Source organism: Exiguobacterium sp. S3, assembly GCF_018617295.1.
Lineage (GTDB): Bacteria > Bacillota > Bacilli > Exiguobacteriales > Exiguobacteriaceae > Exiguobacterium > Exiguobacterium profundum.
On sequence record NZ_JACSJW010000003.1, the window covers coordinates 15,950 to 40,945 of the forward strand.

25 protein-coding genes are annotated in these 24,996 nt (G+C 51.7%); all 25 read right to left on the minus strand.

The window, feature by feature from the left end; genetic code table 11:
* Window positions 1-28: 28 nt before the first annotated feature.
* Window positions 29-727, minus strand: a complete 699-nt coding sequence (locus KNO65_RS08815; protein WP_214783414.1) for a WbqC family protein — start codon at window positions 725-727, stop codon at window positions 29-31.
* A 14-nt stretch (window positions 728-741) separates the two neighbouring features.
* On the minus strand, window positions 742-1,722 hold the full coding sequence (locus KNO65_RS08820; RefSeq protein ID WP_214783417.1) for a glycosyltransferase: 981 nt from the start codon (window positions 1,720-1,722) through the stop codon (window positions 742-744).
* A gap of 42 nt (window positions 1,723-1,764) precedes the next feature.
* Window positions 1,765-2,817: a dTDP-glucose 4,6-dehydratase gene (rfbB, locus tag KNO65_RS08825; RefSeq protein ID WP_214783420.1), complete on the minus strand. Its 1,053-nt coding sequence runs from the start codon at window positions 2,815-2,817 to the stop codon at window positions 1,765-1,767.
* Window positions 2,723-3,694 carry a glucose-1-phosphate thymidylyltransferase RfbA gene (gene rfbA / locus KNO65_RS08830; protein ID WP_031422432.1) on the minus strand — a complete coding sequence of 324 codons (972 nt, stop codon included), beginning with the start codon at window positions 3,692-3,694 and terminating at the stop codon, window positions 2,723-2,725. The genes rfbB and rfbA overlap by 95 nt, the downstream gene beginning before the upstream one ends.
* The gene (locus tag KNO65_RS08835; protein WP_214783423.1) at window positions 3,691-4,812 is read right to left on the minus strand and encodes a DegT/DnrJ/EryC1/StrS family aminotransferase; all 1,122 of its coding nucleotides are present in this window, start codon (window positions 4,810-4,812) and stop codon (window positions 3,691-3,693) included. Before KNO65_RS08835 ends, rfbA begins: the two co-directional genes overlap by 4 nt.
* 26 nt (window positions 4,813-4,838) lie before the next feature.
* Window positions 4,839-5,816, minus strand: a complete 978-nt coding sequence (locus tag KNO65_RS08840) for a glycosyltransferase family 2 protein (RefSeq protein WP_214783426.1) — start codon at window positions 5,814-5,816, stop codon at window positions 4,839-4,841.
* A 14-nt stretch (window positions 5,817-5,830) separates the two neighbouring features.
* The gene (locus KNO65_RS08845; RefSeq protein WP_214783429.1) at window positions 5,831-6,943 is read right to left on the minus strand and encodes a polysaccharide biosynthesis C-terminal domain-containing protein; all 1,113 of its coding nucleotides are present in this window, start codon (window positions 6,941-6,943) and stop codon (window positions 5,831-5,833) included.
* Complete coding sequence (locus KNO65_RS08850) at window positions 6,907-8,166, minus strand: ATP-grasp domain-containing protein (protein ID WP_251131698.1); 1,260 nt, start codon at window positions 8,164-8,166, stop codon at window positions 6,907-6,909. Before KNO65_RS08850 ends, KNO65_RS08845 begins: the two co-directional genes overlap by 37 nt.
* Window positions 8,075-9,310: a glycosyltransferase family 4 protein gene (locus KNO65_RS08855; RefSeq protein ID WP_251131699.1), complete on the minus strand. Its 1,236-nt coding sequence runs from the start codon at window positions 9,308-9,310 to the stop codon at window positions 8,075-8,077. The genes KNO65_RS08850 and KNO65_RS08855 overlap by 92 nt, the downstream gene beginning before the upstream one ends.
* Window positions 9,311-9,315: 5 nt before the next feature.
* Window positions 9,316-10,359: a polysaccharide biosynthesis protein gene (locus KNO65_RS08860; protein ID WP_214783434.1), complete on the minus strand. Its 1,044-nt coding sequence runs from the start codon at window positions 10,357-10,359 to the stop codon at window positions 9,316-9,318.
* A gap of 106 nt (window positions 10,360-10,465) precedes the next feature.
* Entirely contained in the window at window positions 10,466-11,104 is a 639-nt protein-coding gene (locus tag KNO65_RS08865) for a sugar transferase (RefSeq protein ID WP_012727239.1), read from the minus strand.
* Window positions 11,105-11,107: 3 nt separating this feature from the next.
* Window positions 11,108-12,259 carry a non-hydrolyzing UDP-N-acetylglucosamine 2-epimerase gene (gene wecB, locus KNO65_RS08870; RefSeq protein ID WP_214783437.1) on the minus strand — a complete coding sequence of 384 codons (1,152 nt, stop codon included), beginning with the start codon at window positions 12,257-12,259 and terminating at the stop codon, window positions 11,108-11,110.
* An 11-nt stretch (window positions 12,260-12,270) separates the two neighbouring features.
* Window positions 12,271-13,833, minus strand: coding sequence for an oligosaccharide flippase family protein (locus KNO65_RS08875; RefSeq protein ID WP_214783440.1), 1,563 nt, complete (start codon window positions 13,831-13,833; stop codon window positions 12,271-12,273).
* An 18-nt stretch (window positions 13,834-13,851) separates the two neighbouring features.
* Complete coding sequence (locus KNO65_RS08880; RefSeq protein WP_031422416.1) at window positions 13,852-14,898, minus strand: EpsG family protein; 1,047 nt, start codon at window positions 14,896-14,898, stop codon at window positions 13,852-13,854.
* A gap of 15 nt (window positions 14,899-14,913) precedes the next feature.
* Window positions 14,914-15,840, minus strand: a complete 927-nt coding sequence (locus tag KNO65_RS08885; RefSeq protein WP_214783443.1) for a glycosyltransferase family 2 protein — start codon at window positions 15,838-15,840, stop codon at window positions 14,914-14,916.
* Window positions 15,837-17,051, minus strand: a complete 1,215-nt coding sequence (locus KNO65_RS08890) for a glycosyltransferase (RefSeq protein WP_214783446.1) — start codon at window positions 17,049-17,051, stop codon at window positions 15,837-15,839. The genes KNO65_RS08885 and KNO65_RS08890 overlap by 4 nt, the downstream gene beginning before the upstream one ends.
* A 10-nt stretch (window positions 17,052-17,061) precedes the next feature.
* Entirely contained in the window at window positions 17,062-17,760 is a 699-nt protein-coding gene (locus tag KNO65_RS08895) for a CpsD/CapB family tyrosine-protein kinase (protein WP_047794884.1), read from the minus strand.
* On the minus strand, window positions 17,726-18,484 hold the full coding sequence (locus KNO65_RS08900) for a YveK family protein (protein WP_047794883.1): 759 nt from the start codon (window positions 18,482-18,484) through the stop codon (window positions 17,726-17,728). The genes KNO65_RS08895 and KNO65_RS08900 overlap by 35 nt, the downstream gene beginning before the upstream one ends.
* Window positions 18,485-18,874: 390 nt before the next feature.
* The gene (locus tag KNO65_RS08905; RefSeq protein WP_211782310.1) at window positions 18,875-19,117 is read right to left on the minus strand and encodes a hypothetical protein; all 243 of its coding nucleotides are present in this window, start codon (window positions 19,115-19,117) and stop codon (window positions 18,875-18,877) included.
* Between the two features lie 21 nt (window positions 19,118-19,138).
* Window positions 19,139-19,804 (minus strand): hypothetical protein, encoded by a 666-nt coding sequence (locus KNO65_RS08910; protein ID WP_251131700.1) that lies wholly within the window; start codon window positions 19,802-19,804, stop codon window positions 19,139-19,141.
* 220 nt (window positions 19,805-20,024) lie between these two features.
* Window positions 20,025-20,987 (minus strand): aldose epimerase family protein, encoded by a 963-nt coding sequence (locus KNO65_RS08915; RefSeq protein ID WP_214783449.1) that lies wholly within the window; start codon window positions 20,985-20,987, stop codon window positions 20,025-20,027.
* Between the two features lie 36 nt (window positions 20,988-21,023).
* Window positions 21,024-21,791 carry a tyrosine-protein phosphatase gene (locus KNO65_RS08920; RefSeq protein ID WP_214783452.1) on the minus strand — a complete coding sequence of 256 codons (768 nt, stop codon included), beginning with the start codon at window positions 21,789-21,791 and terminating at the stop codon, window positions 21,024-21,026.
* Window positions 21,792-21,797: 6 nt separating this feature from the next.
* Window positions 21,798-23,003: an alpha-amylase family glycosyl hydrolase gene (locus KNO65_RS08925; RefSeq protein WP_214783455.1), complete on the minus strand. Its 1,206-nt coding sequence runs from the start codon at window positions 23,001-23,003 to the stop codon at window positions 21,798-21,800.
* A gap of 88 nt (window positions 23,004-23,091) precedes the next feature.
* Window positions 23,092-24,015, minus strand: a complete 924-nt coding sequence (locus KNO65_RS08930; RefSeq protein ID WP_214783458.1) for an LCP family glycopolymer transferase — start codon at window positions 24,013-24,015, stop codon at window positions 23,092-23,094.
* Window positions 24,016-24,116: 101 nt separating this feature from the next.
* Window positions 24,117-24,962 carry a YihY/virulence factor BrkB family protein gene (locus KNO65_RS08935; RefSeq protein WP_214783461.1) on the minus strand — a complete coding sequence of 282 codons (846 nt, stop codon included), beginning with the start codon at window positions 24,960-24,962 and terminating at the stop codon, window positions 24,117-24,119.
* Between the last annotated feature and the right edge of the window lie 34 nt (window positions 24,963-24,996).

Genomic DNA, 24,996 nt, shown 5'->3' on the forward strand with positions numbered 1-24,996 from the left:
TAATCGTTGCGTCATCTATCTCGCCTCATTAGACGAGCGTATAGGCGTGGAGCAATTCACGCACTTTCGTCTTCGAATTGAACATCAAGACATCGATGATGGACAAGTTGGGTGTGAACGGATGACCAAATTGAGCATATTCCACCGCATCCATCTGGATAAAATCAAGCGGCACCCCGGATTCCGCGAAACGCTGTTTGTCATAAAGTTCCTGCCCGCCAATCGCATTGATATAATGCGAGGTACGCAAGTGATGACAAATCTCGAGTACTAGTTGTTCACACTTCAGCGACTTGTCGTAGTCGAGCGAGGAGGCGATCAATAACTCCGTATCCATCTCGAGATAGTCACGCACTTCCGTCAATAACGTTTCTAGATAAGTGGCGACATTGCGTTCCTCATTTTGAATGATTCGTTCCACCATCGGCATGACGTCGGCATAACTTGGTGCGCGTTGATACGCATGGTGCAATAAGCGCAGTTGATAGCTCTCATGAACCGGATCAAGAATCCGCTCATGCTCACGGATCGTACGATGTTGTGTCATATGATCGATTTTCAGATGGATCGGTTTGATGTGTCCCTCGACCAAAATACGGTTTCGATGAATCCATCCTCGTTTCGCAAATTGCACATGGTCCAAGATGACGAACTGGTCCACCGCGTTCATCAATTGAATATAACCGAGGTATGGGAAGTAGTACGGCTGCATGATCCCTAATTTCATTTGAGCCGCCTCCCTTAACCGAGCTGGAACGAGCGCATGCGAATCAACCACTCCATCAAGTGCGGATGTCGCACCATCAAGTAGGGACGTAGCCGCTCTCTCCCGACGAAACGCTCCACATATTGGTCATATCGGGGTGACTTCAGCGCTTGAAAATCTCGTCGGAGCCGATGCAAGCCGACCTCGAACGATAAGCGAGAAATTTCGATTTCTTGATGAAATCTGCCATCCGTATAGGAATCGAACGCATCCATCATCCGGATGAATGCCTCCATCCGCTCAATATCACGCTCCCTGTTTCGTTGACGCCACTTGGTGGTGACCGATCCGGACACACCGAATCGGTATACGCTCATCACCTCAGGCATGTAGTAGGCGTAACCTTGGCTTGCGACGTGCAGTTTTAGCGCGCCATCAAATGCGGGCGTATCGCCGATCCAATCTAACAGATCGTCTGTCAGTCCATTCCGGTACAACATGGACATCGTCGGAATGAAGCCGAGTAGCTGTAACTCCCCGGCATGATAGGTCCGCGGCTCCGTCGAGGCATACTTTCTGTTTTCAGGCATCCACGGGATGACGCGCCATCCGGTATGAAGTGTGTCGTTCGTTTCGACATACGCATCATGAAAACAGAGCGTACAGTCCGGATGGGCTTCCATATAGTCGACTTGTTTCTGCAACTTGTGTGGGTCGGTCCAGTAGTCGTCCCCGTCACAAAGGGCGATGTACTTGCCACGCGCCCTCTCTTCGTTCAACAGATTCACCATGACCCCTTTAGAATATTGGTTTTCCGTTTGATAGATGACCCGAATCCGGTCCGGATGTTGTTCTTCATATTTGCGCACGATGTCCGCCGTCCGATCCGTTGAGGCATCCTCATGAATCAGGATCTCGTATTCAAAATCCGTTTCCTGCATCAAGAATCCTTCAATCGTTTTGGCGATGTACGGTTCGTGGTTATACGTGATGCAGTCGATGCTGACCATCACCATGTCGATCCCCTCCTTTCCCCGGGATGATAGAACGACTCAGACTTAGGAAGAATAGATGTCTTGATAGTAAGTTTTATACGCTCCCGAGACGATGCGCTCGACCCATTCCGGATGTGACCGATACCATTCGATTGTCTCTTCGATCCCTTGTTCAAAACTGTAGCGTGGCACCCACCCGAGTTCGTCTTGCATTTTCTTCGCGTCAATGGCATAACGGCGGTCATGGCCAGGACGATCCGTCACGAATTGGATACGGTCATCAGGTAAGTCAAACGCTCGTAAAATCGTTCGGACGAGCTCCAGGTTCGTCTTCTCGTTATGTCCGCCGATGTTATAAACTTCTCCGACCTGCCCCTTTTGTCGAACGAGATCGATGGCTTCACAGTGGTCCTGCACATGTAACCAATCCCGGATATGTCCTCCGTCCCCATAAACCGGAAGCAGTTGATCGGTCATACAATGGTGCACCATGAGCGGAATCAGTTTCTCAGGGAATTGATACGGACCGTAATTGTTGCTGCAACGGGTGATCTTGATTGGTAAGCCGTACGTCTCATGATAGGAACGAACGAGCAAATCAGACCCGGCCTTCGAGGCGGAATAAGGACTGTTCGGGGCGAGTGGTGTCTTTTCTGTAAAGAACCCCGTCTCCCCGAGCGACCCGTATACCTCATCCGTCGAGACATGGACGAAACAGACGTCATCTCGGTATTCTCGACTGTATTTATCGTCCGGATACCGTTTCCAATGCCGCATGGTCGCGTCGAGCAACACTTGTGTGCCCAGGATATTCGTCGAGAGGAACAACTCCGGCTCAAGGATACTTCGGTCGACATGCGATTCCGCCGCAAAATGCACGACTTCATCAATCTCAAAGAGAGAGAACAGTTCATCAATCGCCGGACGGTCGCGGATGTCTACTTTCCGAAACACGTAGAGCGGGTCGTGCTCGAACGCTTGGACGTTCTCTAAATTGCCGGCATAGGTCAACGCGTCGACGTTAAGGATGCGTGACGTTGGATGTTTGTCCCGAAAGTGTTTTATGAAATTTGAACCGATGAACCCGGCTCCGCCAGTCACTAGGATCGTATGCATTGGTCTGTTCTCCTTCCTCTAGAAGCGATATCAAATACTGTCCGTAATCGGTCATCTTGAGCGTCTGACCGATGTCGGCCAATTGCTCTCGCGTGATGAACCCACGACGCCACGCAATCTCCTCCAGACATGCGATGTAATAGCCTTGTCGTTCCTGCACCGTCTGTACGAAGATGGAGGCTTTAATCATCCCTTCCGGCGTTCCTGTATCGAGCCAAGCCATCCCGCGACCGAACAAGACGACGTTCAACTCGCCTCGTTCCAAATACATTTGATTGATCGACGTGATCTCGAGCTCGCCGCGTGGCGACGGCTTCACTTGTTTCGCGAACTCGACGACTTGATTGTCATAAAAGTAGAGCCCCGGTACCGCATAATTGGATTTTGGGACCGCCGGCTTCTCTTCGATAGACAAGACGCGTCGATCCGCATCGAACTCGACGACACCGAATGCCCGCGGGTCCTTGACCGGATATCCGAACACCGTCGCGCCTGACTGTCGCTCTTTCGCATCCTGCAAAAAGCGCGTCAAGTTCGGTCCATAGAAGACGTTATCCCCTAAGATGAGGCAAACGGAGTCGTCCCCGATGAACGATTCTCCTAGAATGAAGGCATCCGCGAGACCGACCGGACGCTCTTGTACTTGGTACGTAATCGAGATTCCAAGTTGATGCCCGTCACCGAACAGTCGCTCATACCCTGCAATGTCTTTCGGGGTCGAAATCAATAAAATCTCCTTGATGCCGGCGAGCATCAACACCGACATCGGATAATAGATGAGGGGCTTGTCGTAGATTGGCAACAGCTGTTTCGAGACTGCTTTCGTCATCGGGTAGAGACGCGTCCCGTTCCCACCCGCTAGAATGATTCCTTTCATCGTTCATTCCCTCCTTCAAGGATTACGTCACAAATGCGGTCGACCATCTCCATTGTCATATCCGGATAGAGAGGTAAGGTGATCACCCGATCCGAGACGTACGTGGCGTTCGGTACGGATGCGTCGAATGCGTAGCAGGAAAAATCGGTCACGAGTGGATAAAAGTACTTCCGGGCGAGAATCCCATGCTGCGCTAAGTATGCCATCATGTCATCGCGTGCCGCTCTCCCTTTCGTGACGAGAACCGGATAGTACGCATAGTTGGACTCGGTCCGTTCATTCCGAAGGTTCAAGCGCAGAAACGAAGCATCCCCCAAACGGGTGTCGTATCGCTCGACCAGACGTTTCCGCTTTTCAATGTCGGCATCGATCCGTGGGAGGTTGCACCGTCCCATCGCCGCCTGAAACTCGTTCATCTTGGCGTTGCCCCCGACCGATTCGACGGATTCTGGTCCGGTGATCCCAAAGTTGACGGCTTGATGAATCGCTTCGACGTAACGGGCATCCCGGAACGTGAGCGCGCCACCCTCAATCGTGTGAAACACTTTTGTCGCATGAAAGCTGAACATCGTCAGGTCGCCGAACGTCGAGACGTCGCGCCCGTCGTGCCGGACACCGAATGCGTGCGCCGCATCGTAGAGGACATGGAGTCCATGGCGTTTTGCGAGTTGTTCGATCGCCTCCACGTCACATACGTTCCCATACACATGAACGGGTAGGATGGCCGTCGTCCGTTCCGTGATCAACGCCTCGATTTTGTTGACGTCGATCGTGTAGTCGACGGGGTTGATGTCACAAAAGACAGGGGTGATCTGTTTTCGGATGAGCGCATGCGTCGTCGAGGCGAATGTGAACGGCGTCGTGATGACCTCACCTGTCAACCCGAGCACATTAATCGCCGTCTCAAGGGCTAGATGACCGTTCGTCAATAAGGAGACGTGCGGGACGTGGAGACGCTGCTCTAACTCTTCTTCTAATGCCCGCACATGTTCGCCACGATTGCTCAAGTGACGCGAGTCCCAAAGGGGGCGAATCATCTCGACATACGTATCAAAGTCCGGCATACTCGGTCGTGTGACGGGAATGATGGCATCTGTTTCTACATTTGAACCACTCATGGTGAAATCGCCCCTTTTCCTTTCGTTTAAGCGAATGCCCGATTTCGTATTTTAATCAGCCACTCCGTTAAATGTGGCTGCTTGATCATCAGGTAAGGTCGGATTCGATCGATTCCGACGAATCGATTCAGATACGCGTCATATCGAGTAGAACGTAACGCATCATACTCTCCCTTCAATCGGTGGAGCCCTACTTCAAAGGAAATCCGGGACAACTCCAGTTCTTGATGGTATTTCCCATCGGTATAGGCATCAAATAAGTTAATAAACCGAATGAACTCCTCATGTCGCTTCACGTCACGTTCGACATTCCCCTCGTTCCAAATGGTCGTCGCCGACCCTTCGACCTCGTAGCGATAGACACTCATCACTTCCGGCATGTAGTAGGCGTATCCCTTGCTCGTGATATACAAACGAATCGATGCATCTCGCGCCGGCGTCTCTTCGAGCCATCGCGGGGCGTCATGGAAATCGTTCACATACAACATGGACATCGTGGGAACGAACCCGAGTAACTGTAATTCACCGGCGTCATACGTCCGGGGCACGGATGAGGCGAGCTTTCGATTTTCCGGCATCCATGGAATGACGTGCCAGTTCGTGTGGAGCTTTCCACCTGTCTCAACGTACGCATCGTGGAAACAAAGTGTACAGTCCGGATGGGCTTCCATATAGTCGACTTGTTTTTGCAATTTGTACGGGTCCGTCCAATAATCGTCCCCGTCACATGCCGCGATGTATTTGCCGCGTGCCCGCTCCTCGTTCAACCGAGCAATGAACACGCCTTTTGAATATTGATTCTCCGTCTGATAGATGACGTTGAATTTTTCAGGATATTTCTGAACGTATTCCCGGATGATGTCTGCCGTCCGATCCGTCGAGGCGTCATCATGGATCAGAATCTCGACCTCGAAGTTCGTGCGCTGTGACAAAAAGCCTTCAATCGCCTGAGCGATGTACTTCTCGTGATTGTATGTGATGCAGTTGATGCTCACCATGACCATGATGAATCCCTCCTTTATGAGACTTCCGCGTCTTGTGCGACAGTGGCTCGATAGGTGTCCGGTTGACTCGCGTCGAACGGCTCGTTCACCCACATCACCGTCACTAAATCTTTCACGCCCGTGTTTTCGATATGATGGACGTAACCTGGCGGAATCTCGATGACTTCAAGCTGTTCTTCACTGACATGGAACGAGATGATTTGATCTTGGTCCATCAACCGGAGCCGAATCACGCCTTCACCGCTGACGACGATGAATTGTTCATGTTTCGACTCATGCCAGTGCTCCCCTTTTGTGATTCCGGGTTTGGCCACGTTGACGGAGATTTGACCACGATCAGGCGTTTTGAACAGTTCTGTGAACGATCCCCGCACGTCCTGATGCATCAAGAGAGGCGTGACCATCCGTTCTTTCGGCAAGTAACTTAAGTACGTGCTGTACAGCTTTTTCGTAAAAGGATCCGATACATCCGGTACCCCTCTAGCCATTCGGACAGCTTCGAACGATTCAATCATTCGGGCAAGGTCGAATAATGTGATCTGGTGTGTCGGGACATCTGAATCAGTGCTTTCTGTTTTATGCAACGCCCCTACAAACGATGCGACGACGTCATCGACATGGGCGAGCGTCAACACGTGATTGGGATGTGTGACCGTGATCTCCTCTCCTCGTGCAATTTGATAACAAAACGTCGTGACCGCACTGTTATAGAAAGGTCGCCCCCATTTGCCGAACAGGTTCGGGAGCCGATATATGTGAACCGGTGCCCCGCTCCGTTGACCGTACAGCCGCAACATGTCCTCCGCTTCTCGTTTACTGTTTCCGTAAGGATTGTCTTGAGTCGCTTGAATCGACGAGGCGAAAAAGACGGGGACCGGATTATAGGACAGCAATTCGGTTGCGATCGCCTCGGTCAAGTCGACGTTTCCCGTCGTGAATTCTTCGACTCGTTCGGGACGGTTCACTCCGGCCACATGATAGACGGCGTCCGCTCGACGCAGATAGCTGCTTCGTTCCATGGATGAGGTCGAACGGGTGATCGGGAGGACGAGATGCCCAGCCCGCTCCAAGGCGTGGACGAGGTGTCTTCCTAAAAAACCGTTCGCACCGGTGACGACGATGTCCATGATTCTCCCTCCGTTTCTTCGGTCGACTTGATGTGTAAGGTCAGCCATCGCTCGGGATGTTCGACGAATCGAAGCATCGTCTCGACGTCTTCAAACTCTAGAATCAAACTACCGAGTGCTTGATTTGCCCCTTCGAAGCGCGGGACCACATCTCCGACGTTATAATAGATGTTCGCTTGTCGAATCGTATATGCGTCTTCATCGAAATGGACGCCCATGAATCGCCCCGTTTCTTGACTGCCGATGATGAAATAGGCAGACGGTACGGTCACTGGTTTCATCTCGATCGTCACCGGCATCCCGAGTGCGACATCAATCGTCGCCTGAACCAAGTCGACGCCTGTCGCTTGTTCGATGATTTGTGGGATGTAATTCCCTCCGTTCCGTGGACCGATATCCATCAGATAGACGTCTTCTCCTTTGACGAAGATGTCGAAGTTGAACGCCCCTTGCTTGAAGCCGACTTCAGTCAACATGCGTTGCAACGTCTGATGGACTCGCTCAAGCACGTGAGGCGGATGTACACTCGGGAAACTCGCACTGATCGGGGCGAACGGGTTGACTCCGTTCACATTGAAGTGTCCGTTTCCGAAACAACGAAACACCAACTCCCCGTCGACGACAAACCCATCACCACCTATTTGATAGCCGTCTCGCGTGATAAACTCCTCCACGACCACTTCCTGATTAAACGACATCGCAAAGGCGGATCGTAGCTGAAGACGAAGCTGCTCGTCAGTCCCATTTTTACGACTCCACTTGCTGATTCCTTTACTCCCAGAGGCGTCGGCCGGTTTGATGATGTAATCACCTGCTCGATTCCGTAACGTCTCGACCGCCGTTTCCACGTCGGTGAACGCAAAGGTTTTCGGGACGGCAAAGCCATGTTGCTGTAGGAATGTCCGAAACTTCGCTTTATTCGTCAACGTTTCGACCGTTTCAAGCGAGTTCGTCACTAACCCGAGCGCTTCTCCAACATAGGCGGCCGTTCGCGCCGCCGGATCGGAGGCATAGGCGACAATCCCATCGATGCCTTCCTCTCTCGCGATGGCGAGGACCGCCTCCCGATCAAGGGTGCTCGTACAGTAATAACGGTCGGCTACGAGTCGACCTGGATTATCCGGTAAATAGTCACAGAGAACGGTGAATATCCCTTGTTGTTTCGCTTTTTGGATGATGGGAACTTGATGCATCGCTCCCCCGAGCAACAGCAGCTTCAGCATGGTGAGAATCTCCTTTGCGATAGAGTCGTTGGAGCAAATCGACGTAGACGGCAGCCGTGTTTGCGTTCAGTCGCGGTGTCACGAGCTCTTTTGATCGCTGTCCGTGAACCGTCAATCGTTCGGGATGGTCGAGATAGTGTTTCAGTTCGGTCACGAGCGATGCTACAGTCGGTTCGCATTTGTAACAGTTGATTCCTTCGTGAAGATGACGCGCGACGTTGTTAACGTCGTGGCTGACGACGATGCCCATCCCGGACGCACAGGCTTCAACGATGCTGAGATTTCCGTTCGAATAGGTCGCCGGCAACACGAGAATATCTGAACTTCGGTAAACGAGATTCAACCCGTCCCACGACTCGATTTCGTCAAGGAACGTGACGTCCGTCAATTGCTCATCCTCGATATATCGACGACATGCATCTGCGAGATGTCCGTCGCGATTGAGCGACATGGAAAGGTTCGGATATTCTTCTTTCAAGATACGATACGCTTTTAAAGCGACGAGCGGTTGATAACGTTCAATTAAGCGATTGGCAAACAACAGATGAATCGGGTCGTTTGACCCTTTCTGACGTAACGGGTGCGACATGTGCGTCTCGATATCAATCGGATAGGGTGCCGAAACGACTCGTTCGGAAGGAAAACCGAGTTCCTTGATAAATTGATCGCGTGCGACGTTCCCCATTCCAAAAATCAAATCGGTCCGCTTGAACAGTCGATGAATCCGCGTCGTCTTGTGCAAGCCGTTCTCTCTTGTCAATAATGTCGATTCGCCGCTCGTCTCGCCCCGTACATTTCGAATCGGTTCGCTCATGACGACGACACGCACCCCGAACAGTTTGACGATCTGTAAGAGCAGGGCATGGAACGGGGTGAATCCGGCTAGCAGCAAGATATGCGGTCGAAATCGGATGAGCTGGAGAAAGACGTCGAGCGACAGATAGTTCGTTTTTTTCGAGAAATACGATCCTCTCAAGACGCGACAGCGTTTACCGAGTGGGATGATCCACCAGTCAGGTCGCTGATCGGTGATTTGTTTATAAAACCAAAACTCGGTATCAAAGTGCTCTTGAAGCACGTCAGCGAATTTTACTTGATACGGGGAAGCGATGTTGGATAAGAAGACGAGTCGTTGTCTGGTCATCACGCTCACCCGATTCGTTTCGCGGAAGCGGGAATCGTCCATTTCGCGAGTTCTTCCTGAATGTAAGGTAACGTTAACAAGAGTTCCTTCACTTCCTCCACATCGAGCTGTCTCGTATTGTTCGAGTTGTACTCACCTTGAACCGTCAGTTCCTGACTGCCTTCACTGAAGTACTTCTCGTAGTTCAAGTCTCGATTGTCGGCCGGGACGCGGAAGAATCCACCCATGTCCTCGGAGACGACTTTTTCTTCCCGGGTCATCAACGTCTCGAACGCTTTCTCGCCGTGACGGGTCCCGATGACTTTGATGGGAAGATCAACCCTGAACAGTTGCTTCACGGCTTCGGCGAGTACACCGATTGTCGAGGCAGGTGATTTTTGGACCATGATGTCACCGGCATGCGCATGATGGAATGCGAAGACGACGAGCTCGACCGCATCGGCCAGACTCATCAAGAAACGTGTCATGAGCGGATCGGTCACGGTGAGCGGCTCCCCTTTTTTAATCTGTTCCACGAATAATGGAATGACCGACCCACGCGAGGCCATCACGTTCCCGTAACGGGTCCCGCAGATGAGCGTGCGGTCTGGTCCGACCGCACGGGCCTTGGCGACGAAGACTTTTTCCATCATCGCTTTGGAGATTCCCATCGCATTGATCGGGTAGGCCGCCTTATCCGTCGAGAGACAGATGACCTTCTCCACACCCGCTTCGACGGCGGCATTCAAGACGTTTTCCGTACCGAGAATATTCGTCTTCACCGCTTCGATTGGGAAAAACTCACACGAGGGAACTTGTTTCAGTGCCGCCGCATGGAAGACGTAATCGACGCCGTACATGGCATTTTTGACGCTGTTCGGGTCCCTTACATCACCAATGTAGAATTTTAACTTGTCATGATGATAGCGATTGCGAATGTCTTCTTGTTTCTTCTCATCCCGTGAAAAGATGCGAATCTCTTTGATGTTCGTATCGAGGAATCGCTCCATCACGGCATTGCCGAACGATCCCGTCCCACCCGTGATGAGCAATGTTTTGTTGGAAAACATAAGAAGGCTCCTTTCGTAGATGTCTAGTCTCAGATGTAGGAAGAGCGGTATGTCATCATTTACCCGGTTGGTCTCACTTAAATTGGTAACTTAATGGAAACCGTTATCATTTTTTCGCAACATGCATCATCTTCTTTTCTTCAGACGACGGGCTCGGTGGGGGCGCCCCTTCCACGATCCCTTCCCGGAGTAAGACGTTCCGAACGGTCAAGGCGATACAGCGCAGATCGAACCAAAAGCTCATCTGGCGCACGTACTCCCCGTCGAGTTTCGCCTTCACCTCAATCGGAAGCTCATCTCGACCCTTCACCTGTGCCCATCCGGTCAGCCCCGGTAGCGCTTCTGTCGCACCCACTTGTCGACGGGCCTCGACCAAGTCATCTTGGTTCCACAGTGCGGGTCTCGGTCCGACGATGGCCATCTCGCCTTTTAAAATGTTGACGAGCTGTGGCAATTCATCGAGACTCGTCTTGCGAAGAAACGCTCCGACGCGCGTGATATGTTTCGTGGAGTCGTTGAACAAATGTGTCGGGACATCATTCGGGGTATCCTGATGCATCGTCCGGAACTTATACATCCAAAAACGTGTCTCCCGTAACCCGATGCGCTCCTGTTTGAAGAAGACGGGACCTCTCGAATCGATTTTGATCAAGAGGGCGATAAGGAGCAGAATCGGTGCGAGAAGAAGGAGCGCCACTCCGCTGAGCGTCCCGTCAAAGATTCGTTTGAACGTCATATAGTCCATGGCTCACACCTCTTTCTTCTCGGTCGACACCGTGTGCTGTTTCCACACCTCTCGCATCACATAGTCCGTGTAGGACAACAAGATGCGGAGCACTTTATCGGAGACGTTCGGCATGGCGTAATCGCTCACGAGTCGCATCGAGCCATTCGTCTCTTCTAAGATTCGAAGCGCCTGAAGCACTCGCTCCCGCTTCAATCCGACCATCATCGCCGCCCCTTCCTCCATCGCCTCCGGACGCTCATGCGCTTGTCGGATATTCAATCCTTTGATTCCAAGAATCGAGCTCTCTTCACTGATGGTTCCGCTGTCCGACAACACGGCCTTCGCATGGAGTTGCAGGTGGACGTAGTCACTGAAGCCGAGCGGTTTGAGGGTGCGAATGTTCGGATGGAGACGCACCCCGCTCTCACGAATACGTTTTGCCGTCCGGGGGTGGGTGCTGACGATGAGAGGGAGCTGATACGTGGTCGCGACCGCATTGAGCGTGTCGACCAGATCGAAAAAGTTCTCGTCATCACTGATGTTTTCATCGCGATGGGCCGATACGACGAAATAGGCATCTCGCTCCAAGTCGAGCCGCTCGAGCACGTCTGACCGCTCGATTTTCTCCCGTTGACGATGGAGCACCTCGTACATCGGGCTCCCCGTCTTGATGATGCGGTCCGCCGGTAACCCTTCACGAAGCAGATACTCGCGTGCGATGTCGCTATAGGTCAGATTGATGTCAGCGATATGGTCGACGATGCGACGATTCGTCTCCTCTGGGACCCGTTCGTCAAAACAGCGATTCCCCGCCTCCATGTGAAAGATGGGGATGTGGTGGCGCTTCGCGGCGATGGCTGCGAGACAGCTGTTCGTGTCCCCGAGTAACAAGACCGCGTCCGGACGAACAGATGCGAGCACGGGATCGATGGCGATGAGGATATTCCCAATCGTCGCCATCGGACCATCCGCTGAGGCGTCTAACACATAGTCCGGTGTCCGGAGTCCGAAGTCTTCAAAGAAAATCTGATTCAATTCATAGTCATAGTTTTGTCCCGTATGAACGAGCACATGGTCGATTGCCTCGGAGGCTTCGAGACGTGCCATCACGGCGGACAATCGAATGATTTCGGGTCTGGTACCAACAATCGTCATGACCTTGAGTCGTTTCATCTTGTTCCCTCCTAGGATGTGTGGTGAATGGATAGGATGCGTAGTTTCAATTGAGCGAACACTTGGCGGAACATGGCTTTCTCCGTCTCATCAAATGCGAGTCCCCACATGATTATTGCGTAAATACTGATGAGCACGATTCCCTTCACCCCGAAGCCGAACCAATTCGAGGACGGGAAGAAGAACTGGATTCCCCAGCCGATGAGCGTGTACAGGAGAATACCGGGCAAGAGCTTCAGATGGCACTTGCGGAAAAAGTCGAGGATGTCGAGACCGAGGACCCGATGGTAAATCACGTTCATATAGAAGACGAGTCCGACGATGTTGCCGATACAAATGGCGATGGCCGCACCGATCGGACCAAAGTGTGGAATCAACAGTGGTGAGAGCGTCATACTGATGGCGGCCACGATGAGGGCAGCGAACGCCCGATACTTCACTTTGTTCTCGGCAATGAGTGTCGTATTGCCGATGTCTTGCGTCAATGTGATCACACTCGGTGCAATCAAGAGAAGGGCGATGACGTAGGAGTCGGTGAAGTCTGGTCCGACCCATAGGTGCATGAACTCGCGACCGAGGATGAAGAACGAGGCGAGGATGAGTCCGACGATATACAGTTGAATCCGACCGATGCGGACGAAGAGGTAGCCGATGGCCTCACGATCGTTTCGGGACAACATTCGACTGACCTTCGGAAGGAATAAGTAACCGAGCGAGGCCGCGATGGTCCAGACATACCCTTCGATGACCATCCCTACGGAAAAGAGGGCAATCGAGGCACTGCCTGCTAGAATCCCCAGTAGGCTCGGGGTGATGTTCAACACGAAGCGTTGGGCGACGAGCGTGATCGTGCTCCAGGACGTGAAGCTAAAGATGTCCCGATAAATCCCCTTCTCTCGATTCTGAAAGTTGGCACGGACGAGAGTCTTGCGCCGAATGAAGACGTACTCGATGAGTAAGACGATTGTGCCGACCAGCGCATTGACGATGACGAGGGCGTACAACCCATAGCCGAGAAGAAGCGCGGTGACCATCAAGGCGACCGTCCCGACCTTCTCAGCGAGATGCAGGGCACTCGAGAAGAGGAATTGTTCATGGGATACGAGAATGCCAGAGAATGGCTTCGTCGGGAACGAGACGACGATGAACAGTCCCGCGATGACATAGAGCACTTTCAACTGGTCGAGCTCGGTCGCCGTCAGACTCGAGTAAATCGAGTCCAAGAAGAAGTAGACGACGGTGAGGATTAGGAAGAGGACGAGCGAGATGGCGATGAACAGTTTATAGGCGATGCCTAAAAATCGTCCTGCCCGCTCGTGGTCCCCCTCCGCCATATACTTGCTCATGAATCGTGAGACGGCCGCATCGAGCCCGAAGTCCATCGCGAACATACTGATGAGCGAGATGGTCAGCATATACAACCCGTAACTCGCCTGCCCGATCTCATGAATCATCCACGGCGTATAGATGAGACCGGATAAGATGCCGAAAAAGATTTGCGTGTAGGACATGACCGCCCCAATCTTGATTTTACGGTTACTGGCTGCCTCGTCTAGCGTCATGCGTGTCGACATATGCTTCACCTCCTCGTGTTACCAAAAGAACGAATACACCGGCGCTTCGCGAATGAACAAGAGACCGAGCAACATGACCGCCGAGTAATAGACGACGAGTCGTTCCCGCCGCTCGAACGTGCCGACAATCTCCGGAATCATCAACAGCAAGAAGAGCGAGAAGTATTGAACGAGCCTCATCATGGATGGGTTCAAGAACGTCAACGGCAAGAGACAGGCGGCGAGTAACAGCGCATTGAAGAAATGGATGGCGGATGGATTGTTCGCCAGAATTTGATCTTTTCGCCATAATGCCACGAAGAGGACGGAGAGCAACATCAGACTGAAGTTGACCGCCCCGGCCCCGTCCATGGCGCTGTACGTATCGTAGCCAGACACTTGGACGAGCAGGTCGAAGAATGGATTCCGGAAGACGAACAATCCGACGATGACCCCGAACATGGTCATCAAATACGCTTTGGTCAGTTGCTTGTTCGCTAAAAAGTAGAACGGGACGAAGATGAGCGAAGATTTATGAATCGTCATGGCGATGCATACGAGCAGGAGGAACCAGCCTAACTTCCGCGCCCGCACGAAATGGTAGCCGACGAGCACGACGAGCGCGGTCGCCACCGTTTGCCGTAACCCGGTGACGGCGAAGAATTCGTAGAAGAGGACCGAAAAGAGCAGGAAGCTGATGAGCGGTTCGCTCGAGTATTTATAGATGAAATAGCCGAGCGGGATCATGAAGATCATCGCGATGAGCACGAGATACACTTGATAGTCCGTGATCACGTACTGAATGAGACGTTGGAACAGGTAGAACCCCGGGTCCTCGCTCTCCGTGAAGACAATTTCAAAGAAGCGGTCGGTGAACGCACCGAGCGGCAACGTTTGCGACTGAAGGAAGAGTGCCTTGTACTGCGCGGTATCGGCCCCGACCGTGACGTCTCGGAAGCCTGACAAGACGATCCATTGAATCGTGGCGAACGATACGAACCAAGCCCGGCGACTCGGAATCTCGTGACGGATCAACAACATTCCCCAACCGACCAACAGCGCCATATTGACTAAATAGATCGTCATCTCAATCCCTCCTTTCTAGCGATAGATCAGATTGGTCATCCCCCGATATAGAGACAGCAGGTTTGAAAACAAGATGCCGTTCCAGCGAAGCCACCGATATTCCATCGGTCCAAAGTAACGATTCACATCATGTGTCGTTAAGTACTGTTCCCGTACGTCCGCCGCATTTTCCTTGAACGTGTGCTTCAGAATGATAGCGGTCAATTCTTCTCCGTTATCACGGACCTCGACGTCCTGGAGTAGCCGCTTCAAATAGCGATTCGATTCCATCGTGGCCCGGTGTGCGATTTTTTTCGTCTGTTGCTCGCCGTGAATCCGTGAATAGACGAGCGGCTCACGCATGACGTAAAAGTCGAACCCGTCGAGCGCCAACTCGACCCAGCAGATCCAGTCTTGGATGAAGCGGTCCTCTAGCGAGAAACGCCGATGTTCGAACGCTTGTCGCGGAATCAAGAGCGCGCATCCGTTCAAAGTCGAGGACAACAACAAGTGACGGAACATGTCCTGACTCGAATAGAATCCGCTCACTTTCCGTTGCACCCGTCGAATCGCCTCCCCCTTTTCGTCAATGAACGCCGTCCCTGTCACGACGATCGTCTGGTTCATCGGGAGATGTTGCTCGCGCATCACATCGAGCTGTCGTTCAATCTTTGTCGGCGCATACACGTCATCGTGGCTGAGCCAGGAGAAGTAGTCTCCGCTCATCTCTTCAATTCCACGATTCAACGCACTCGAGACGCCTCCATTCTCCTTTTCCACGTAGCGAATTTGATTGCCGTAACTTGTGGCGATCGCCGCCGTCTTTCCCTCATCGGTCGAGCCGTCGTTGACGACGATCACTTCAATCGCAGGATGCGTCTGGGCCAAGGCGCTGTCGATACAAGTCCGTAAATAATCGCTCCCGTTATAGACGGGGATGATGATGGATACGAGTGGTGTCATAAGGCGTTCCTCACTTTCTCGGTTTGCAGCTCCTCGTACACGTGCAGGTAATCCTGTGCCCGCTCGAACAAGTCGAACCGTTGACGCGCTTCGTTCGCACAAGCGATTCGTGAGATCGAGGCGTGATGGAGACGATCGAGTCCGTCCATCACATCGTTGACCGATCGTGTGGCGACGACGACGCCGGTCCGTTCGGTCACGAGTTCCGGACTGGCCGTGGAATCGAGGACGAGGACTGGCGTGCCGCATGCGAGCGCCTCTGCCGTCACGTTTCCAAATGACTCTTCCTCTGACAGGTTCAACAAGACGTCTGCCGCGGCATAGTACGAAGCCAATTCGCTTGGGTCATGCGTCTCTTGAATGCGAAGCACGTTCGCCGGCAGGTCATGTTGTTCTGGCATCTGTCCGACTAAGACGATTTGGTCGGACGGTCTGGCCTTGGCCAACTCCATGAAGGCAGACAGTCCTTTCGCCTCGGTCCAATGGCTCGCCACGCCGAGAAGAATGTGCTGTCCCGTCAATCCGAGGCGTGCCCGAAGTGGGCCTGGCTCTTTCGGCGTGAACGTCTCTAAATCGACCCAGTTGTGGATGCGACGAATGATGGACGCATGTTGCAAAATCGAGAAGTGGGCTTCCATCGTGATCCAATCCGATACTCCGACTACCGCCAAGCGAGGGATGGCATCGTACCATTGTCGCTTGTCCGCCAACATCTCACCGGTCCGGTCTAAAAACCAGCTCGGAATGTCTTCTTTTAAGAGCGGGCATTGTCCACATCCGTCCTTCCAGCGCTCACACCCGACCGTCGTGTAGTGCGTACATTTCCCGGTGAATAGCCAGCAGTCGTGGAGCGTCATGACGGTGGCGATGTCCCGCTTCGCCAAATACTCAAACAACGTCTGAAGATGAAGGTAATTGGCGTGAAGATTATGAAGGTGAACCACGTCCGGCCGAAATCTGTCCATGAAGGCGATCAAGTCAGCGGTCGATTGTTTGGACGTATAACCTTGACGCCCCGTCACGCGGGCGTGGAGGGCATGCCGTTTCGTTTCCCACGCCTGTCCAACCACCACACTCGTCTCGGTCACTGGCCCGGTCGCATGGGCGATTCGGACGTGGTGTCCAGAAGAGGCATGAACGGATGCGAGCTCTTTACACATCCGACCGGTGCTTTTCACTTCGTTGATGGCATTGATGTGAAGAATATTCATGTCTGACACCTCACTCGTATGCGTAGTAGGTGTTCGTATCACGAGAAGAACGCTTGTTGAGGACGAGTCCGAGAAGTTGTGACCCGGTCCGTTCAAGTTGCTCTTTCGCCTTCAGGACGAGCTGACGATCTGAGTTCTCGCAGCCGATCACGAGAATCGTCCCGTCGGATACGTTGGCCAACAGTCGAGCATCGGCGACGTGCATCATCGGAGGCGTATCGACGATCACGATATCAAACTGTTCACGCAAATCACTGAGGAGGTCCGTCATGCGTGACGAGGCGATCAATTCGGTCGGATTCGGTGGAATCGGACCGGCCGCAAGCAAAGTCAGGCGCGGGATATCCGTTTTTTGAAGCGCATGTTCGAGGGTGACCCGACCGGCCAATACGGTAGATAGTCCCGCATGGGCTGACAACTGGAACGTTTGGTGTGCCGTCGGTTTGCGCATATCACAATCGATGATGACGACATTTTTTCCGAGTTGCGCATAGACGACCCCTAGGTTCGCCGCCGTGGTCGACTTCCCTTCCCCGGACGAGGCGGAGGTGATGGTGATCATCTGTAATTTATGACCGACGGACGTGAACTCTAGATTGGTCCGAATCGTCCGATATTGTTCAGAGATCGGTGACTTCGGATTCGCCAACGTGACGAGATCCCGTTTTTTATAATCAAGACGATTGGCGTTCTTTTTTCGACCGAACATGCGAAACGTCTCCTTTCACTTGGGGTGTCGCTTCCTTCACATTTTTCGTTTTCAAATCCCGACGTTCGATTGTCGGAATCGACCCGATGACCGGCAAGTCCAGCAACCGTTCCGCTTCTTGCTCGTTCCGGATGCGTTTATCAAAGACGTGGCGTAACAGACCGATGAACCCACCCAACAGGAATCCGGCGAATAGACCGATCGCCGTGTTGAGCAGCACGTTCGGCGAGACAGGCGCCTCCGGAATTTCGGCTGGAGATAAAATTCGAACGTTGTCGATGTTCATCAGGTCCGGGATTTCAGAAACGAACACTTCACTGATCACATTGGCCGTTTCCGCTGCTACGACGGGGTCGTTCGCGGTGACGAACACATTGATGACTTGCGATTCCTCTTCACTTTCTACGGTGAGTGCCTCCGAGAGCGGGTCTGGTGCGTTCGGCACCTGTTCTTTTACCTTCTCAAGAACAGCCGGACTCTTCATGATGACGCGATACGTATTGACAAGTGAGAGCGAGGATAACACTTCCGAACTGTCTACGCGGTTGTCTTCTTGTTGTGTAACGAGTAGAACTTGTGTGGACGCCTCATACTTCGGCTGGATGAATGAAGTGCTCACATAGTAAGCCAGGAGTCCGACGAGAACCATACTCACGAACATCCACTTCTTACTTTTCTTGAGAACTTCCACGAGATCGCCCACGATCGTCGTTTGTTCCTTCATGTTGGTTTCCTCCCTACAGACAGAGTAAATGACCGAAATCAGGCGCAGGTTAACTGTAGTACCTTCTTACCCCCTTCATCTTGATAATCGGAAAGAAGGATTTATCATTTTTTCGCAACATCATGTCATGATGCCGTTCCGCTTTCTTCTTTTTCATTTCAGTCATACAGATAAAACAAAAAAAGTGAGGGATGGACCCCTCACTTTGCTGATTTTTCGATTCAATTGGATTGCTCACGTCATCGCTGATCATCATGAACTGACGTCACCGGACAATGACCGAATTCCCACTTGTGGTCCGCTCGGAGCGTCGCATCAGAAACGAGAAAATAGTCGTCCCGTCCGTTCCACGTCGTATGGAGATGGTACCATTCATTGTTCGATATCGGTTCATGCGTCTTGTTTGGATTGCCGAAGAAACGCCAACAAAAGCGGCATCAAGTAGATGATAGAAAGACCGAGCAACATTGTATCTGACAAAAGCGGCGTAAACGTTGAGTTGATCAGATAAAGTGTCCACAATCCTAAAAAACCAATGACATACAACCACTTCAATTGTCGATGCGATGCAAAGAGTGGCGATCGCAATGCGATGATGCCATACATGCCTGCCATAAGAATAATGAAATTCATGTTGACCTCCTACTCAGACGATCATTGTGGAAATATACCGGATGGAATTGCTGCATATCCTAAACCAGTGAAGCGAATTCGCACACCATTTCCTTTGTGTTCATCTTTAATCATTTGACCGAATCCAATAAATCCTCCGCCAATCGTTCCTGCAATCGCGCTTGCTAGTTGCGTAGGTGGTGTTGGAATATAGCGCGAAAGTGTCGCTAATCCAACCGATGCCCCGCCTCCTGCCTTAAATGACTGATACGTCGTTCTTGTTTCGTTACAGTCTAGGTAAATATTGTAGCCCCACCAATAAACTTTATGACCTGATTGACCGCACCCTTTATTGGAAGACGCCATAGCCGTTGCTTGGAGTGTTGTGGTTGGATATCTTGGAGAAATACTCAAATCTTGATTGACTTTCATATCACCTTTTTTGATCAGTTCATTCATGTGCGAAAAGCTTGTTTCAACTCTTTGAATGAATTCATTTGGTAAATCAAGTGACTGATAGTTCTCGTTTAACCGTAGTGTGCCATCAGCTTGAATCTCCACATACGGTTCAAGCTCTTGAATATAGTCATCTGGTTTTAGAACGTTTACGTTACCATCTTCCGCTCTCACAGAGGTAGTAAACATTATCCCTAAAATCCAAACACAAACTAACGAAAATACAGATTGTCGAATCAATGTAGTCTTCATATTTCCCCCTCCTTGCTAAAAAATATAACACACCTAAATCGCAACTGGATATTATATCCAATACTTAATTTACATTTCGTCTTCTTTTCATTTTTACAAAATAAGAAATATTATGAAATACACACCCCTTCTACTCTACTTCAATTAAAAAAAGATTGATTCACTGAGAGCGAATCAATCTTTCGGAATTATCACGCCATCGCATGATGAGTTTCACTTTTCACTCCACCCCAAATCGATACACCGTGCGTGAGTGATAGAGCTCACCCGGCTTCAGTTCAATCGAGGTCGCGATGTCCGGATGGTTCGGGGCGTCCGGGAACGCCTGTGCCTCGAGACAAATCGCGCTATGTTTCTGTCGACCATTGAGCGTCACCGGTGTCTCTTCACTGAGGAAGTTGCCCGTATAAACGACCATGACCGGTTGATTCGTCTCGACCGTCATCGTCCGTCCGCTCACCGGGTCATGCAATCGAATCGGTTCATCCTTCAAGATAAACGGATGATCGAGACCGCTCGCCCGTTCAATCGCCTCGTCTCCCGATTCGAGCGCTTCCCGGACCGCTTTCCCGTTTCGGAAGTCGAACGGTGTCTCGCTCACATCCCGCAACGCCCCTGTCGGTAGTGACTCCGCATCGAGCACCCCGACCGAATCGGCTGGTAGCGTCAGCTCATGATCGTGGATGGTCGGGCGTCCCCCGAGATTGAAGTAGTTGTGATGGTTCAAGTTGACCCACGTCCGTTGGTCCGTTTCCGCTGTCATCGTGACAATCAGTTCATTGTCATCCGTCAGTTCATATAACACTTTAAAGAAGACGTTCCCCGGGTATCCTTCTTCCCCGTCCGGACTGAGATATGTGAACTGAATGCATTGTTCGTCGGCGTCCATCTCCCAGTGACGGGCCGTGATGCCTTTGTCGCCTCCGTGGATATGATGGGGCGCCTCGCTTGGGGTCAAGGCGACACCCTCGATCTCTGCGTCACGAATCCGTCCGGCAATCCGCCCGACGACCGACCCGAGATAGACGGGATTATCTAAGTATTGAGAGACGTCCCCGTACTTCAAGATGACCGAGTCAAAGTTCCCTTCCCGGTCCGGGGCCGTCAGTTCCGTCATCGCACAGCCATGGTCAATGGCGGATAGTATCATGCCGTCGGCGTTTTGAATCGTCGCTTGTTTCATGCCATCACCTTTCTACCCCATCATCGGGCAATTGATTTACCACTTCCAGCGTCCTCGCCAGTTTTTTTCTGGCAACTGAGGCGGATTCACCGCAATCGGTTCATCGGCTAACATCGCCTCCGCAAAGCGGAGCTGCTGTTGCCACATCTCTTCTCCAAGTTCATTGATGACTTCCTGTCTTGCCGCTAACCAATTGAAATCACGATGTTCCACGTTATGGGCATCAGAGGCGACAATGTGACTCAGCCCGTTACTGATGAACGTGAGCGCGAGCTCCCGTACCTGTCTTCCGAACTTCCCTGTCAAACTGCTTGTCGTCACTTGCGACAGCGCACCCGCTGATACGAGATGGTGCAATTTTTCGGGATGAAGTGCAAACTCTCGATTCCGCTCTGGATGCGCGATGACTGGAACGTATCCAGCCGCCTGCAGTTGAAAGAATAAGGATTCCGTATAAGCAGGCAGGCTTTGACTCGGTAGTTCCACCAGGACATAGCGGGACCCGGCGAGCGAGTGTGCCTCCCTAGACTCGAGCGCATCAATCAACTCCCCAAAGATTCGAATCTCTTGCCCGACATACAAGGTCAAGGGAATCTGTTCCTCATCGAGTCGTTGTTGTAGATGCGCGACTTCTTTCGTGATGTCATGATGCTCCGTCTCGAAGTACGGATGATACGCGTGTGGTGTCACGACAATCGACGTCACCCCTTCTTCCACTGCAAGCCTTGCGAGTTGCAAGGACGCTTCCATCGTGCGTGGTCCGTCGTCTACCTCAGGCAACAAATGACAATGTACGTCAATCATGAGGATTCACTCTCCAGTGTGTGTTTGTTTTAGCCAAACGTATTCATATGGGCGAAGCGTCACATGGCTCATCCATTCTTCTGTAAAGAGACTCGTTCCTTCGCAATCCGTCTGCACCGTCTCTTCACTCATGTTCGTCAATAATAGGAGAGACTCTTCTTGGTGCTTCCGTTTGACGGCGAATACGCGGCGGTCGAGACGTACGATCTCTTGGTCGGTATACGGTGACAAGGCAGGTTGGAGTCGTTTCACATTCAATTGACTCAATATCCCTTCATAGACACGAAGTCGATCTGGATCACGCTTCAACGCTCGAACGAGGTCTTCTTGTTCAATCGGTTGCGTCACCCCGAACAAGGTTCGGTAATCAATCAAGGGGATTCCCTGTAGCGACAACAGCACACTATGAGCGGCTAGAATCGCCAACGGATCCGCATCCATCAAATTCTTCTCAAACGGATCACGTTCCGCTGAAGAGAGGAAGTTGAAATAGGTTTGATCGGCTCTCAACGGATGCACCTGACTCGCCCAATCGCTCAAGCGTGTCACATCCGCCTGCGCAAACGCTAAAATCACATGGCTGGATAAGTCGAAATGGCAGACGACGTCCGCCTCCTCTTCATAGATGAGGGTAGAATCCACACGCTCATTGGCGATAATCAGCTGCGCATTCGGCTTATACGTATGCATGACCGTCCGCCACAGCTTGAGGATGTGTTTGACTCGTTCCGGCTCCATTCCACGAAACGACTCGACATGGACGCGGATTTTCGTCGCTCCGTACGCTAGACGTTCGATCAGTTCATCCGTTACGGTGACAAGGTCGAATTGCGCCTCATTCCATACTTCAGGCGTCATCTCGTAAATCAAATCGAACGCATCGGTGAAACGTCCTAAGTCTTCAAATAGTTGCACTCGCGAGTCGATCGCCGTGTCTTGTTGTTTCGTTTGATACGGAAACAGGGAGACGAGATAGAGATCACTCACCGTCGTTTGGACATGATCGGCTAACCATTGATGGAGAGCCTCGAGATTCGCTCGTCCGTCAGTCAGGATAAAACCAGCATCCACCAACAAGACGTTTGTTTTTTCAGAAGGGCGTTCATGGTCGTGCCAACGATGATCTGACCACTTTTCAAATAACTGCTCCCACTTTTCTTGTGAGGTCTCCCCGAGTTCGTGGAGCACCTCTTCAATCGCTTCCCATTTCATGACTCATCCCTCCTTGGCATCTCTTTATTTCTCCCACTTTCCGTCCCCTTTGAAACACAAAAAAACTGTCCGACTCGAGTCAGACAGCTTACTCCATCAATCGTTGCAACTCTTCCCGAACGCTATTCAAGGAAGATGATTCCGGATTCCAATAGTAGATGCCGTCCCCCTCTAATCCGCCCGCACCCTCGAGCCGTAATACACTCGCATTGCGGAACGCGTTCATATAGTCTGTCGACAAGGAGACGAATTCATTGAGTTCGATATTCGTCTTCGCCTGATCACCGACGACATCCAGTAAGGCGGTGACCTTGTCGAGCGAGAAGTCCGTCCGTCCTTTTTCGATGATGGCGGCGACGACATCCCGCTGACGCTCTTGACGGCCGAAGTCACCGTTTGGATCGTTATAGCGCATCCGCGTATAATCGAGTGCCGCTTCTCCGTCTAACGTCACTTCACCGACGGGGAACGTGTAATCTTCTGTCGAGAACGCGAATTTATTCATGACCGTGATGCCTCCAAGTGCATTCACGACGTCGCTGAACGCTTCCATATCCGTCTCGATGACATAATCGATTGGGATGTCGAGGAAATTCTCGACCGTATTCATGGCCATTTCGGCCCCTCCGAACGCATAGGCATGATTGATCTTATCGCGCGTCCCTTTCCCGATGATTTCGGTTTTCGTGTCACGCGGAATCGAGAACATCGCGCCTTCATCAAGTTCCGGATTGAGTGTCAGCACGATGATCGAGTCACTTCGTCCCTGTTCGGTCCCACGTCGGTCGATTCCAAGTAAGAGAATGGAAACCGACTCTTTGCGTTCAATGGTCTCGACCTGTTTACGCTCTTTGCTGATGTTCAAGTTGTCATTCACTTGTGCGACGGTGTCATCGACTTCTTTTACCATTGACCAGACGAACGCGCCACCCGTGATGAGCACCAAGGCCATGACGCCTGCTACAATCCCTAGTACGATTTTCCACTTTGATGGTTTACGATGTTTCGCCATGTGGCCACACCTTCTTCCGTGAAATAGTACTAGTTTATTCCCATGCCACGGGTTGTTTTAAAGCATGTTCACAAAGAATAATCACGATATCCCTTTTTTTGTTACGGGAAATGGGTCCGGATCGGTTGACGGGTCATATGGTAGGGCCAGGCTGCATTGATTTCTGCCCCAATCAGCATCGTCGCCGCCGTCAGATAGAGCCAAATTTGTAGCAGGATGACCGCACCGATCGTGCCATACGTATCCCCGAGAATCGAGAAACGTTCGACATAGACGCTGTATCCGGTCGACAGCAATTGCCACGAGATGACCGCAAACACGGCTCCGGGAAGTGTTTCGATGAAGCGCACTCGCTGTTGTGGCGCGATTTTATAAAAGAGCGAGAACGCGATAATCAAAATGATGGTCGAGACCGTATAACGCGTCACCGTCGACAAGCGGTCGAATTCTTCAACTTTTGGATAGAGGGCATAAATCAGTTCGACAAACTCTTGACCGAATAGATGAAACACGATCAAGATGACCGCCCCGATACTCCCTGCTAAAATCACGAGCAACCCGATCAACCGTCGGAAGATATAGCCACGCGCTTCCGTCTCCCCATATGCGAACACCGTCAGCTTGACGAGTCGTGCCGTCCCGTTCGAGGCCGACCAAAACGCGATGATGGCACTGACCGATAACAGTCCGCCGTTCAAGTTTCCACTCACATCATAGACGATGGATAACAGCTCACGGACACTTGAACCGGGAATGAGTGTCTCAATCTGTTCGATGAGAAGCGCATCATCGATTTGAAACCATGCCATCACGGCAAAGAGGACAAAAAATGTCGGAAAGATGGCTAAAAACCAAAAAAACGCCAGTGTGGCACTATAATCGTTAATGTGATGGTCTTTGAATCGATGCCTGACGTCCACGGCCAGTCGAAACATACTTTCAAACATCGCCACCCTCCTCTCATCACTTCTGCACTTATAT